Source organism: Aeromonas sp. OTU364 (genome assembly GCF_038440395.1).
In the GTDB taxonomy this organism is placed as follows: Bacteria; Pseudomonadota; Gammaproteobacteria; order Enterobacterales; family Aeromonadaceae; genus Aeromonas.
Map to the genome: position 1 here is coordinate 88,889 of NZ_JASATR010000020.1, position 13,532 is coordinate 102,420.

The 13,532-nt window shown below is 64.3% G+C and carries 8 protein-coding genes; 2 read left to right on the forward strand and 6 right to left on the reverse strand.

Translation table 11 applies throughout. The features are described 5' to 3' along the window. Positions 1-3: 3 nt before the first annotated feature. On the reverse strand, positions 4-1,410 hold the full coding sequence (locus AAHB08_RS17825) for a D-arabinono-1,4-lactone oxidase (RefSeq protein ID WP_342059667.1): 1,407 nt from the start codon (positions 1,408-1,410) through the stop codon (positions 4-6). A 115-nt stretch (positions 1,411-1,525) separates the two neighbouring features. Next, positions 1,526-2,143 (reverse strand): LysE family transporter, encoded by a 618-nt coding sequence (locus AAHB08_RS17830; protein WP_139439035.1) that lies wholly within the window; start codon positions 2,141-2,143, stop codon positions 1,526-1,528. 76 nt (positions 2,144-2,219) lie between these two features. On the opposite strand from AAHB08_RS17830, the gene AAHB08_RS17835 reads away from it, so the two are divergent. Further along, the gene (locus tag AAHB08_RS17835) at positions 2,220-3,131 is read left to right on the forward strand and encodes a LysR family transcriptional regulator (protein ID WP_342059668.1); all 912 of its coding nucleotides are present in this window, start codon (positions 2,220-2,222) and stop codon (positions 3,129-3,131) included. Between the two features lie 10 nt (positions 3,132-3,141). On the opposite strand, the gene AAHB08_RS17840 is transcribed toward AAHB08_RS17835, so the two are convergent. The 4 genes from AAHB08_RS17840 to AAHB08_RS17855 all read right to left on the reverse strand — a co-directional run bounded on the left by AAHB08_RS17840 (position 3,142) and on the right by AAHB08_RS17855 (position 11,760). After that, entirely contained in the window at positions 3,142-4,719 is a 1,578-nt protein-coding gene (locus AAHB08_RS17840) for an EAL domain-containing protein (protein WP_342059669.1), read from the reverse strand. Positions 4,720-4,810: 91 nt separating this feature from the next. After that, positions 4,811-6,388 carry an EAL domain-containing protein gene (locus AAHB08_RS17845; protein WP_247625593.1) on the reverse strand — a complete coding sequence of 526 codons (1,578 nt, stop codon included), beginning with the start codon at positions 6,386-6,388 and terminating at the stop codon, positions 4,811-4,813. A gap of 238 nt (positions 6,389-6,626) precedes the next feature. Further along, positions 6,627-9,224 carry a bifunctional aconitate hydratase 2/2-methylisocitrate dehydratase gene (gene acnB / locus AAHB08_RS17850; protein ID WP_319917300.1) on the reverse strand — a complete coding sequence of 866 codons (2,598 nt, stop codon included), beginning with the start codon at positions 9,222-9,224 and terminating at the stop codon, positions 6,627-6,629. Positions 9,225-9,453: 229 nt separating this feature from the next. Next, positions 9,454-11,760, reverse strand: a complete 2,307-nt coding sequence (locus AAHB08_RS17855; protein ID WP_342059670.1) for a patatin-like phospholipase family protein — start codon at positions 11,758-11,760, stop codon at positions 9,454-9,456. A 275-nt stretch (positions 11,761-12,035) separates the two neighbouring features. Here AAHB08_RS17855 and AAHB08_RS17860 point away from each other — a divergent pair. Next, positions 12,036-13,532: methyl-accepting chemotaxis protein (locus tag AAHB08_RS17860; RefSeq protein WP_342059671.1), on the forward strand; the 1,497-nt coding region annotated here is incomplete at its 3' end.

Genomic DNA, 13,532 nt, shown 5'->3' on the forward strand with positions numbered 1-13,532 from the left:
GCCTCAGCGGTTGGCGAACAACTCGCCGAGCCAGCGGTTCTCGAAGCGGCCATGGGGGTCGAGCTCGCGCTTCAAGGCCAGGAAGTCGTGCCAGCGCGGCAGCAGGGCCGGGAAGTCGTAGAGATCCATCGCCAGGTGCTTGCCAAAATGCGGCGTGCCGCCGAGGGGCACCAGCAGTTGCTGCAGCTCGCGCATCTGCTCCATGGAGCCCCCCACGAAGGTGCCGTCCGCCGCCAGATAGACCAGGAACCCGATCCAGCACACCGACTTGCCATAGGCGGCGCTGAGCCAGGCCTCTGAGGGACCGGTGCAGCGCAGGATAAAGGGGTAGTGCAGCGCCCCCGGGTTGCGCTCCTGCCAGTGCTGCAGGATCTCCAGCGCCTCCTGCATGCGCTCGAGGGGCACCGCCACCTCGCAGTTGATCTGGGGCGCCGGTATCCCCTTGCAGAGGATCTGGTAGACGTTGCCCACTAAGTCAGAGGCATCCTTGAAGCGGCGCACCGTCTCGAAGTGCTCGCCCGCCCGCGCCTCGTCCTTGGTGTCCCGCGCCATCTTCTGCAGGGTGGCATCTATGGTGTCATTGAGTGCGGCTGTCATGGCGCTGTCGACGTCTCCCTCCAGCAGCAGCGGCTCGCTGCCCGCGGCGCGGTAGCGGGCCACCTCCTCCTCGGAGGCGGGATCCACCAGCCAGATGTGGCTCTCGCCGGTCCAGGCGAACCACCAGCTCTTCACGAAGCCGTGCTCACGGTTGAGCCGCTCGTTGTGTTCCAGCAGGAAGGGGTAGTCGGTGGTGAACTTGGTGCAACGCATGATGCGGTTCGGCACTGTGCGCAGGGTGACGTCGAGCAACACGCCGAGCATGCCCATGCCCATCACGAAGGCACCGAAGCGCGGATCGGCGCGATCCACGCCAATGATCTCCCCGTTGGCCAGCATCACCGTCAGGGCCTCCACCGCATCGCACAGGGAGGACTGGTGCAGCCCCTGGCCGTGGGTGCCTGTGCTGAGCGCGCCCCCCAGGGTCTGGATGCCGATGACGCCGGGGGACGCGGGCAGCATGCGATCCATGGCGATGAGCTCCCCATAGACGGTATCGAGGGGCGTGCCCGCCTGGTAGGTGACGGTATCGGCGCTCTGGGCCAGGCGGCCGCGCAGATGATGCAAATCCACCAGCAGCGCCTGACTGCCCTCGGCATAGACGCTGTGGATGGGTTCGAAGGAGAGACCGGAGCCGATGAGCCGCAGCTTGCGATCCGGGTACTCCCGCAGTAGTTGCTGCAGCTCGTCACGGCTCTTCGGGCGCCACACCTGATCCAGGGCGCCGAGGGGATTGGTCCTGGACCAGTTGAACAGCACCTCCCGATTGCCAATCGCCTTGATGCTGTGAAATGCCTGGAACCTGACCGTCATACCGCGCCTCATCTGACTTCTAAATGAGCGGCAATTCTACCGAAAAGCGAGCGCCAAGGCATGAAAAACAAGCCCCTACAGTCGAGGGTGGATAAGGGAGCCAGCCCCCTTCCCCTCAGCGCGAGGGCTGGGTCAGTGCCAGCAGCATGCCGAAACCCACCAGCAGACCGCCAAAGATCCGATCGATCCAGTGGCGCACCGCAAGCAGGCGAGCCCGTACCGAGGCGCTGGAGAAGAAGAGCGCCACAGCGCTGAACCAGAGGGCGTGGGCCAGCACTATGAAGGCGCCGTAGCCGAGCTGGACCGCTAGCGGCGTCTGCGGCTGCACCACCTGCATGAAGAGGCTGACGATAAAGATGGTGGTCTTGGGGTTGAGCACATTGGTCAGAAAGCCGGTGCGCAGCGCCCCCAGGCTGGAGAGGGCTGGCTGGCTGGCCAGCTCTTCACCGGTCGCGGGCTGGGTCCGCAGCATCTTGATGCCGAGGAAGATGAGGTAGGCCGCCCCCGCCAGCTTGATGAGGTTGAACAGCCAGAGGGACTGCTGGATCAGCAGGCCCACCCCCAGCAGGGTGTAGCTCACGTGGACACAGACCCCGGCCGCGATGCCGAGCGCCGTCAGCACGCCGGTGCGACGTGAGAGCAGCAGGCTGTTGCGCGACACCATGGCAAAATCCGGGCCCGGGCTGATGACGGCAAAGAAGGTAATGGCTACTACGGCTAACAGTTCGGTCATGAAAATAGTCCTGGTCACATGGGATATCGGCTATTTTATTTGGCAATTATCCCAATGACGAACGATAACTTCTGACATGAACGGTGAGAAAAATTCACAGAAAACCCTCTCGCTCCCCTCCCTGACGGCCCTGCGCTGCTTCGAGGTGGCGGCCCGCACCGAGCACTTCGGCCGCGCCGCCGACGAGCTGCACCTCACCCATGGCGCCATCAGCCGGGCGGTGCGCCTGCTGGAGGAAGACCTGGGCGTCAGGCTGTTCGAGCGGCGCCAGCGCCGGGTCTTCCTGACCGAGGCGGGCGACCGGCTCTATCAGGCGGTCAGGGAGGGGCTGGGCCAGATCCGGGAGACGGCCCAGGCGCTGCGCCAGCAGAGCCGCCCCCAGTCGCTGGTGCTCTCCTGCGAGCCCACCCTGCTGATGCGCTGGCTGATCCCGCGCTGGCCCGCATTTCAGGCCCTGCACCCCGAGCTGGACGTCCATCTGATGGCGGGGGGCGGTGCCCTCAGCTTTGGCAGCGGCATCGATCTCGCCATCCGCCGCAATGACTTCCACTGGCCCGAGGATCTGCACAGCCAGCTGCTGTTCGAGGAGCTGACCGGGCCTGTCTGCCAGCCGGGCAAGGTGGAGCAGTTTTTCGAGCCGCGAGGGGAAGATCCCGCCCTGCGCCCCTCGGCCCCCCGTCTGCACACCAAGACGCGCCCGGATGCCTGGCCAGGCTGGCTGGAGAATGCAGGGCATAGCCTGAATGACGAGGCACCCAGCCTGCGCTTCGAGCACTTCTACTTCAGCCTGCAGGCGGCGGTGGCGGGCCTTGGCGTCGCCATCGGCCCCTACCGACTGGTGTGTGACGACCTGGAGGCCGGACTACTGGCGGCCCCGCTCGGCTTCGTCCCGGATGGCACCGGCTACCACCTGCTCGCCCCCGCCAGACCCGAACCCGGCAGCCCCCACGAGACGCTGGCGAACTGGCTGCACAGCCTGGCGCGCTGAGAGAACCGACTCAGGTCAGCCCGACCAACTCCATGACAGGGTCGGCATTTTGCCCCTCAGCCAGCCACTCGTCGCAGAATTGCTGGATGGGCGCGGGGCGACCGAACAGGTAGCCCTGCAGATAGGTCACCTTGCCCTTGAGATACTCCGCCTGCTCGCGGGTCTCGACCCCTTCGGCTACCAGCGTCAGGCCGAGGCGATGGCCCAGATCGATCACGTTGTCGACTATGTGCTCGGAGAGGGACTCGGTCCCTATGCGCGCGATGAAGGACTGGTCGATCTTGAGGTAGTCCACATGGAACTGCTGCAGATAGACCAGGCTGGAGTGGCCGGTACCAAAGTCATCCATGGCCAGCTTGACCCCCATCTCGTCCAGTGCCTGGAACAGCGAGAGGGTATGGGGATCCGCCACCAGGAGCTCCCGCTCGGTCAGCTCCAGCACCAGGATCACCTTGCCCGGTGCGAAGCGGGCGAGGAAGCTGCGACAATCCTCCAGCAGGCTGTCGTCGCGGCAATGGGCCGCGCTGATGTTGAAGCCGACATGGAAGCCATCGGACAACCCCGCCTGCTCGGCGGCCAGTCGCTCAGCCACCACCCCCATGATGAGGCTGGTCATGGGCACGATCAGGCCGCTGGCCTCCGCCTGGGGAATGAAGAGATCCGGCCGGATCAGGCCCACGTCAGGATGCTGCCAGCGCATCAGCACCTCGACCCCCATGATGCGTTCGCTGCCGCTCTCCACCAGGGGTTGCAGGTAGGGGACGAACTCTTTGGCCCGCAGGGCCCGGGCCAGCTCGCTGATCGGGGAGCGGGGGCGCCCCAGCAGCCACCACATGATGGCGGCAAAGCAGGTGCTGAAGGCAAACAGCAGCCAGACCCCGAAGCCATGATGGCGCCACAGCCCCATCAGGGTGGGAGCAGAGGAGTAGCCCGCATAGATGGAGAGAGGATAGCCGGCAGCCTGGCGCTCGACATGATCCTGACTCGCCAGGGGAGGCTCGGCGGCAAAGAAGTGGCCCTCCTCGTCGAGCCAGCTATTCCCCACCCTGAGCATCAGGGGCATGGCTCCCTGGTTCAGGCTCAGCATGAAGTTGAGGTAATCCCCATCGATCAGGGTCATTACTGCCCCTTGCACAGTACTGGTGCGCACCGAGAGGACGGGATGATGCCGCCGTACCTCGTTCCCTTCCATCAGGCGCAGCTGGCCCTGACTGTACTGCTCGGCGGTATAGGGGATCCGGCGTCGGCCAAACTGGGAGGTGCAGTAGATGCTGTCTCCCTGGCTCAGGTTGACCGAACGCACGAAGGGCACCATGGCGACCAGGGATCTGAGGGTCGGCAGCGCAGCGGCGCAGGGCTTGCCCAGAAATGGCAAGGCCTGGCGATTGGCCGCCTGGGCATGAGACAGCATGGTTTCCATCAGCGCCAGGGTATGGCTCGCCGCCTGATGGGACTCCCACTGCAGATCGACCCGATAGCGAACGAGCATGGCCCAGTTGCCGAGCAGCATGGGCAGCGCGAACATCAGCATGGTGATCAGCAGTCTTGGCCTGGGTCTGGCCGTGTCGGCCGCGGAGCAATAACGCATGGCGGATCCCGTTCGTAAAGGAACGCCATGTTAGCAACCTAAGCTGAACCCAGGCCTAACCGGTCAAATAACGAGCAGCCTCACCGAGGGATCAGGCGGAGGTGGTGCGGGCGGCAACCGGCTGGCTACCCGCCTCCCCTGCCGTCAATCCCTGGCAGAACTGGCGCAGCGGCTGGGGCCGCGCGAACAGGAATCCCTGCAGGTAGTGGACCCCCTTGCCCCTGAGGTACGCGGCCTGATGCTCGGTCTCCACCCCTTCGGCGACCAGGGCCAGGCCCAGCCTGCGGCCGAGATCGATGACGTTGTCGACTATGTGCTCGGAGAGGGACTCGGTGCCGATGCGTCCGATGAAGGAGCGGTCGATCTTGAGAAAGTCCACATGGAACTGCTGCAGGTAGATCAGGCTGGAGTGGCCGGTGCCAAAGTCATCGATGGCGAGCTTGACCCCCATCTCGTCCAGCTGTGCGAACAGGGAGAGGGTATGGGGGTTGGCCACCAGCAGCTCCCGCTCGGTCAGCTCCAGCACCAGCGCCACCCGCCCTCGCTGGAAGTGGGCGAGGAAGGCACGGCACTCCGCCAGCAGGGAGAGATCCCGGCAGTGGGCGGCGCTGATGTTGAAGCTGATGTGAAACCCCTCTGGCAGCTGGCTCTGCACCTGCTTCAGGCGCTGGGCCACCACCTTCATGAGGTGGGTGGTCATGGGCACTATCAGCCCGGACTCTTCCGCCTGGGGGATGAAGAGATCCGGGCGGATCAGGCCTGAGCTCGGGTGCTGCCAGCGCATCAGCACCTCGGCCCCCACCATGCGGCCGTCCTTGCTGGCCATCAGGGGTTGCAGGTAGGGAACGAACTCCCCTGCCAGCAGTCCGCGCCTCAGCTCATCCGTCGGGGAGCCCGGGCGACCGAGCACCCACCACACCAGCAGCGCGAGCAGCACAGAGGTGCCGGCCAGCCACAGCAGGGCAAGATGGCGAGCCTCCCACAGGGAGTGCCAGTAGAGCGGCATGGCATAGCCCGCCTGGATGGCGAAGGGGTAGCGGTGGGAGGCGAGGGCAAGGCGGGTCTTGCTGTGCAGCCTGGGGGGCTGGTTCTGATGATGGCCGGACTCATCGATCCAGGCCGACCCGACCTGCAGATAGAGCTCGCTGGTGTCGCTGCTCATGGCGAGCATGAAGCTGAGCTGGGTGCTGTCGATGGCGCTCAGCACCGCATCGCGCCCGCGATCATGGCGCACCACCAGCAGCGGATGATCCTGACTCACCTTGTTGCCGCGCATCAGCAGCAACTTGTTCTGGGTGTAGACCGACCTGTCATCCACCTCATGGACAGGCCCGAACAGCGAGGTGCAGTTGATCACCCCGTCGCGCACCAGATTGACCGAGCGCAGGAAAGGCTCGAGGGCCACTCTCTTGCGCAGTTGCAGCAGGTTGCCGGCACAGGGCCGGTTCACCAGGGGCAATGCCTCCAGGTTGGCCTGCTCGGCCTGATCCAGCATGCGCTCGAGCAAGGTTCTCGCCTTGTAGGCGGAGGCGCTGGCGTCGCTCTTCAACTCCTGCTCATAGCTGCTGTGCACCATCCAGCCTCCCGCCAGCAGTGGCAGGGTCAAGACCAGCAAGGCACAGCCGAGGCGCCATCTCGTACGGGCAAGATCAATCCGGAACAGGAACATAGAAACCACGCCGCAATTCGCAGGCTTGCCCTGGCAAGCGCCGCAGTGAAATAACGCCCATTTCACACAGAAGACAATGGGACCATTCAGGCCAGACAACCTAACGCAGCGCGCTGGTAAAAGGAATCGACGACGCAGTGGCGGGAGATTGGCGGCCCATTATCGCGCAACCCCCATCAATGGAAAATGCCGCGTCGAGACGCGGCATTGTTATTTCCAGTGGTCAGACCGACCAGGCTTAGACCGCCTGCTGCAAAATCACCGCATCGGCCTTCCTGGTGTAGGAGGCGATCTCGTTGAAGTTGAGGTAGCGATAGGTGTCGGCCGCAGTGGCATCCAGGGTCTTGGCGTACTGCAGGTACTCCGCCACTGTCGGGATCTTGCCGATGATGGCGGCAACCGCAGCCAGCTCGGCAGAGGCCAGGTAGACGTTGGCCCCCTTGCCCAGACGGTTCGGGAAGTTGCGGGTGGAGGTGGAAACCACGGAGGCCCCTTCCGCCACGCGCGCCTGGTTGCCCATGCAGAGGGAACAGCCCGGGATCTCGATGCGGGCACCGACGCGACCAAAGATGCCGTAGTAGCCCTCTTCGGTCAGCTGATCCTTGTCCATCTTGGTGGGCGGGGCGATCCACATGCGGGTCGGCAGCTCGCCCTGGTACTTCTCGAGCAGTTTGCCGGCGGCACGGAAGTGGCCGATGTTGGTCATGCAGGAACCGATGAACACCTCGTCGATCTGGCTGCCAGCCACCTCGCTCAGCAGGCGGGCGTCGTCAGGATCGTTCGGCGCACACAGGATCGGCTCCTTGATGGTGGCCAGATCGATCTCGATGATTTCGGCGTACTCGGCATCCTTGTCCGCTTCCATCAGCACCGGATTGGCCAGCCACTCTTCCATCCCCTTGATACGGCGGGTGATGGTGCGCACGTCGCCGTAGCCTTCGGAGAGCATCCATTTCAGCATGACGATGTTGGACTTCAGGTACTCGATGATCGGGGCCTGATCCAGCTTGATGGTGCAACCGGCGGCGGAGCGCTCGGCGCTGGCGTCCGCCAGCTCGAACGCCTGCTCCACCTTCAGGGTCGGCAGACCTTCGATCTCGAGGATGCGGCCGGAGAAGATGTTCTTCTTGCCCGCTTTCTCGACGGTCAGCAGCCCCTTCTGGATGGCGGCGTAGGGGATGGCATGGACCAGATCACGCAGGGTGATGCCCGGTTGCAGCTCGCCCTTGAAGCGCACCAGCACGGATTCCGGCATGTCCAGCGGCATCACGCCGGTGGCGGCAGCGAAGGCCACCAGGCCAGAGCCCGCCGGGAAGGAGATCCCGATGGGGAAACGGGTGTGGGAGTCACCGCCTGTACCCACGGTATCCGGCAGCAGCATGCGGTTCAGCCAGGAGTGGATGACGCCATCGCCCGGACGCAGGGAGACACCGCCGCGGTTCATGATGAAGTCCGGCAGGGTGTGGTGGGTCTGCACGTCGATGGGCTTGGGATAGGCCGCGGTGTGGCAGAAGGACTGCATGGTCAGATCGGCGGAGAAGCCGAGGCAGGCCAGGTCTTTCAGCTCGTCGCGGGTCATGGGGCCCGTGGTGTCCTGGGAGCCGACCGTGGTCATGCGCGGCTCGCAGTAGGTGCCCGGGCGAATGCCCTGCACGCCGCACGCCTTGCCCACCATCTTCTGGGCCAGGGTGTAACCCTTGCCGGTGTCGGCCACCGGCTGCGGGCGACGGAACACGGTGGAGAACGGCAGACCCAGCGCCTCGCGGGCCTTGTCGGTCAGGCCGCGGCCGATGATCAGCGGGATGCGGCCACCGGCGCGCACTTCGTCGATCAGCACCTCGGTCTTCAGTTCAAAGCGGGCCAGCACCTCGTCGGTACCGTGACGGGTGATCTTGCCCTCATAGGGGAAGATGTCGATCACGTCGCCCATCTCCAGTTTGGAGACATCCACTTCGATGGGCAGGGCGCCGGCATCTTCCATGGTGTTGAAGAAGATGGGGGCAATCTTGCCGCCCAGGCAGACGCCACCGGCGCGCTTGTTCGGCACGAAGGGAATGTCGTCGCCCATGAACCAGAGCACCGAGTTGGTGGCGGATTTGCGGGAGGAACCGGTACCGACCACGTCACCCACATAAGCCAGCGGGAAGCCTTGCTCTTTCAGGGCGTCGATGGTCTTGATGGGGCCGATGACGCCGTCCTTGTCCGGGGTGATGCCGGGACGGGCGTTCTTCAGCATGGCCAGGGCGTGCAGCGGGATGTCGGGACGGGACCAGGCATCCGGCGCCGGGGACAGATCGTCGGTGTTGGTTTCGCCGGTCACCTTGAACACGGTGACGGTGATCTTCTCGGCCAGGGCGGGGCGGTTCAGGAACCACTCGGCATCGGCCCAGGATTGCAGCACCTGCTGGGCGTGGGCATTGCCCGCCTTCGCCTTCTCTTCCACGTCGTGGAAGGAGTCGAACATCAGCAGGGTGTGGGACAGGCCCTTGGCGGCAAGTGGCGCCAGGGAGGCGTCGTCCAGCAGATCGATCAGCGGCTGGATGTTGTAGCCACCCTGCATGGTGCCGAGCAGCTCGACCGCTTCGGCGGCAGTCAGTATGGGGGAATGGGCCTCGCCCTTGGCGACGGCGGTGAGGAAGCCGGCTTTGACATAGGCCGCTTCATCGACACCCGGGGGAACGCGGGAGGACAACAGTTCTTTCAGAAAATCATGTTCACCGGCGGGCGGGTTCTTGAGCAGTTCAACCAGGGCGGCGACCTGCTCTGCGTCCAGAGGTTTGGCAACCACGCCCTCGGCGGCACGTTCTGCGACGTGTTTACGGTATGTTTCAAGCACGACTAATTCCTCTTTGGTCTTTTTTTTGGGGTTCGCCCAAGCTCGCGGCGATCGTCCTTGCGGGACACCCGTAGGGTGCCCCCCACTATATAAGTTTTAACGAGTAATTAAAATCCAAACCCTGTGCAGTTATTCACCAAACCAGCATAACCATATAAGCCAGTTAGGTTTTTTTAAACTGGCAAGGGACACAGCACAGACAAGTTAACAAAAAGTCAGCATTTCACCCTTATTGGAACGTAGTGCCCAATTGCAGATAGAACATGTCGTGTCCCCCCTCCGCCATGCCATAGCCGAGGAAGATGGGGCCGAGGAAGCTCTCCACCCCCACATAGACGGAGCCGGCGGTATAGGAGGATTCCAGGCTGATGTCATCCCCCTTGTCCCAGACCCCACCCTGCTCGAGGGAGCCCCCGAGGAACAGGGGTGCCTTGATGGCCCCGAAGTCGTTGTCCGCCACCCGGTAGATGTAGCGCAGACCGCTGAACAGGCTGTAGCGGCCGCTCAGCTGGTAGTGCTGGAAGCCGGAGAGCCGGAACAGGCCGCCGAGATCCTGCACGAACAGCGGCACCTCTTCCTCAGAGGAGGAACCGCCCCCTTCCAGCATCAGGTTGATGCTGTGTCGTCCCCATGACCAGGGCTTGATCATCGCCAGGTGGTAGTTGAGCCCCTCGGTGTTCTCCGTCGGCTCGCCGGTCGGCTCTATCTTGATGTGGGAGTAGCCCCCCTTGATGTCCCAGTAGATACCCTGATAGGGGAAGTAGCGACTGTCGAGGGTGTCGTGCTCGAAGCGAATGTAGGGGCCCCAGGCGGTGGCATCCGCACTCGCGTCGGACAGGTTCTGGACATCGACGCTGCCCACCTGGCCTTCCAGCCCCAGGGACAACCTGCTCCAGGGCTGGCGGTTCCAGCCGACGGCGAGATCCATGCTGGTGAAGCTGTACTCGGAGTCCAGATAACGGACCCCGGACGATTTCACATCCTCCTCCGGGAAGAAGACCCGGCGCTGGGTCTTGTCATAGGCCAGGCTCGCCTCGCCATAGAAGGTCTGGGAGGGCTCGAGCGGCGTGTAGAAGTCGGTCTTGAGGTGCTTGGCGGTGCCGAGCGACGCCTCGGTCAGCCACTCGGCGCCCCAGTCGTTGACGTTGGTCAGGGTATAGGACATGCCGACGTTGTAGTTGGAGCTGCTCTCGAAGTCATCGGAGAAGCCGAGCTGGAAGTTGAGATAGCCCGGGCCCCAGTTCTTCTCGCTGGCATCCACCACCAGCACGTTCTCGCCGTCCCGCTCCTCCACCTCGTAGGTGATGCGGTCGAACGACTCCAGGGCGTAGAGGCGGCGGATCCCGGCCTCCAGGCTCTCATAGGTCTGCACCTTGTCCGGGCGCACCTTGAGCATGGCCCGCACCGTCTCGTCGGAGAGGCGCGACTTGTTGAGGATCTCCACCTTGTCGATGTAGTAGGCCGGCTGCCCGCTGCGCTCGGCGCGGCGGCTCAGCTTCTTGTTGCGGTAATCCGCATAGGCGTCGGGGGAGAGCGACAGGGCATCGAGCTGGGCAGCGGCGCGGTCGGCCACCGCCTCCCCCTGCTTGATCCCCTCCGGCATGCGGGCAAAGTCGGCGATCCCCATGTCACCGAACTCGGGGCTGAGCAGCACGTCCTTCGGCCCCAGCAGCGCCTTCTGCTTCTCGGTGCCGACCTGGGTCATGTAGGTGGTGAGCTGGTCTATCATGGCCAGCCCGGATTTGAGCGACTCCCGGGTGCGCAGCTTGGCGCCTATGTCCACCGCGATCACCACGTCGGCCCCCATGGCCTTGGCCACGTCCACCGGCATGTTGTTGACGGTACCGCCGTCGGCCAGGATGTGTCCCTCCCACTCCACGGGCTTGAGGGCGCCGGGAATGGACATGGAGGCCTGCATCGCCTTGGCCAGGCTGCCACTGTCCAGCACGAAGGGGGTCACCGTCTCCATGTCGGTGGCCACGGCGCGGTAGGGAATGGGCAGATCGTCGAAGCTCTTCTGGGCCGGCAGGTTGGAGGTGGCATGGCGCAGCAGGCTGGCCATGGATTGCCCCTGGAAGAAGCCGTCCGGCAGCTGAGTCTGGTCACCGTTGACCCCGATGTCGGTGCGCAGCTGGTACTTCTCGCTCTGTTGCTTCTTGCGCAGGGAGAGCTCGTCACGACCGACCTTGTCCTGATACCCCTTGTTCCAGTCGATGGCCAGGGTCATCCGCTCCACCTCCTCGGCACTGAGCCCCATGGCGTACATGCCCGCCACATAGGATCCCATGCTGGTGCCGACGACGATGTCGACCGGGATGCGCTTCTCTTCCAGCACCTTGAGCACCCCGATATGGGCCGCGCCCTTGGCGCCGCCGCCGCTCAGCACCAGGGCTATCCTGGGTCGCTCCGCCTTGCCTTCGCCGCCGTGCACCCGAGCCTTGGGCCCGGTGTCACTGGCCAGGGCCATCCCCGCCAATGGTAGGGTCGCCAGCAGAAGCATAAGCAGATGGGTCCATCCCCGATGAAAGATGCGCATATGAGTGTCCATTGATCCGTGCGAGTCGAGCGAGCAGCCCGCCGACATGAGTGCTGCCAACTATAAGTTCCAGAACTTTAACTGCAAGCGCCCCCGCTGGCGAGATGTCATCACCCCCGAGGCCCCAGAGCCAGGGATAACCGGCGCCAATCCAGTCCCGGCCTGATGTGAGCGCAAACGTTAATCGGCAATAATCGCCGCCGCCACCTCAAGAGCACGCCAGCTCAGCCGTTAATATGTACTCAACCTTAGGCCCACACTCCCGAGTCACCCTTATGTTCGCAAGCCTGACACTCAAACAGAAAATTCTGGCCACCGTCATCCTCGCCGTGGCTCTCTCCTGCCTGCTGGTGGGCTACTTCAGCCAGCGCTCAGCCCAGCAGTTGATCGAGACCCGCATGTTCGAGCAGGAGCTGCCCAACCTGACCCAGCGCATCGGCAAGGAGATCGAGAAGGATCTCACCTCGGTCGCGAGCGCCGCCAGGCAGCTGGCCAATGACCGTTTCGTGCTGGACTGGGTGGCCCGCGGCATGCCCAAGGAGCAGGAGTCCATCCTCATCGACCAGCTCAAGGACATGACGAGCCAGTATGGCCTGGTCACCGCCTCCTTCGCCGATCGCCAGAGCGCCGCCTATTACAACCAGGACGGCTTCCTGCGCATCCTGAACCACGAGCAGGACAACTGGTTCTACGACTACACCAAGAGCGGCCAGGACCTGATGCTCAGCATCTTTCGCGAGAGCAATGGCGAGGTGAAGCTGTTCGTCAACTTCCAGCAGCTCGACGGGCGCGGCCTGGCCGGGCTCGCCAAGTCCCTCGACAGCATGGTTAGCATGCTCGCCAACTTCCGCATCGGCGACAGCGGCTTCGTCTTCATGACGGATGGCAGCGGCAAGGTGAAGCTGCACCCGGATGCCGCCCGTATCGACAGAGACAGCCTGAGTCAGCTGGCTGGCCCGGGCGCCGGCGCGCTGATGACCAAGCAACCGTTCGCCGTCACCCACGCCGAAATAGATGGCCAGCCAGTGGTGCTCGCCACCAGCTATATCCCCCTGCTCGACTGGTATCTGGTGGCCCAGGTGCCGGAAGCCGAGATCTATGCCGAGCTGGACAAGGCGCGACTGCACATAGTGCTGGTGAGCCTGCTCATCGCCGTCGGCATGGGGCTGCTCGGCGTCCTGCTGGCGGGCTCCGTCAGTCGCCCCCTCAACGAACTGGCCCGCCTGTTCCGGGAACTGGGCAGTGGTGACGGGGATCTGACCCAGCGCCTCAAGGTGGAAGGACGGGACGAACTGAGCCAGGTCGCCACCGGCTTCAACAACTTCGTCGCCAAGATCCACGGCTCCATCGAGCAGGTGGCGAGCAACTCCCGCCAGCTCGCCGCCACCGCCAACGAGGTGGCCGCCAAGGCCCAGCTGACCCAGCACAACTGTACCGCACAGCGGGATCGCACCGTCCAGGTCGCCACCGCCATCCACGAGATGGGCGCCACCGTCAGCGAGATCGCCGGCAATGCGTCTCTCGCCGCCGACGTGGCCAGGCAGGCCAACGATCAGGCCGATGCGGGTGCGGTCGTGGTGGCTCAGGCCCGCCACGGCATCGTCGGCCTCTCGGGGGAGATAGAGCAGGTGGCCGGGGTCATCGAATCCCTGGCGAGCCAGACCGACTCCATCGGCAGCATACTCGACACCATCCGCAGCATCTCGGAGCAGACCAACCTGCTGGCCCTCAACGCCGCCATCGAGGCCGCCCGCGCCGGTGAACAGGGCCGT

Bases quoted from the DNA above. Each gene is read 5' to 3' on its own strand.
- AAHB08_RS17845 (WP_247625593.1), bottom strand. From the start codon at position 6,388: ATGTTCCTGTTCCGGATTGATCTTGCCCGTACGAGATGGCGCCTCGGC.
- AAHB08_RS17835 (WP_342059668.1), top strand. From the start codon at position 2,220: ATGAACGGTGAGAAAAATTCACAGAAAACCCTCTCGCTCCCCTCCCTG.
- AAHB08_RS17840 (WP_342059669.1), bottom strand. From the start codon at position 4,719: ATGCGTTATTGCTCCGCGGCCGACACGGCCAGACCCAGGCCAAGACTG.
- AAHB08_RS17825 (WP_342059667.1), bottom strand. From the start codon at position 1,410: ATGACGGTCAGGTTCCAGGCATTTCACAGCATCAAGGCGATTGGCAAT.
- AAHB08_RS17855 (WP_342059670.1), bottom strand. From the start codon at position 11,760: ATGCGCATCTTTCATCGGGGATGGACCCATCTGCTTATGCTTCTGCTG.
- AAHB08_RS17830 (WP_139439035.1), bottom strand. From the start codon at position 2,143: ATGACCGAACTGTTAGCCGTAGTAGCCATTACCTTCTTTGCCGTCATC.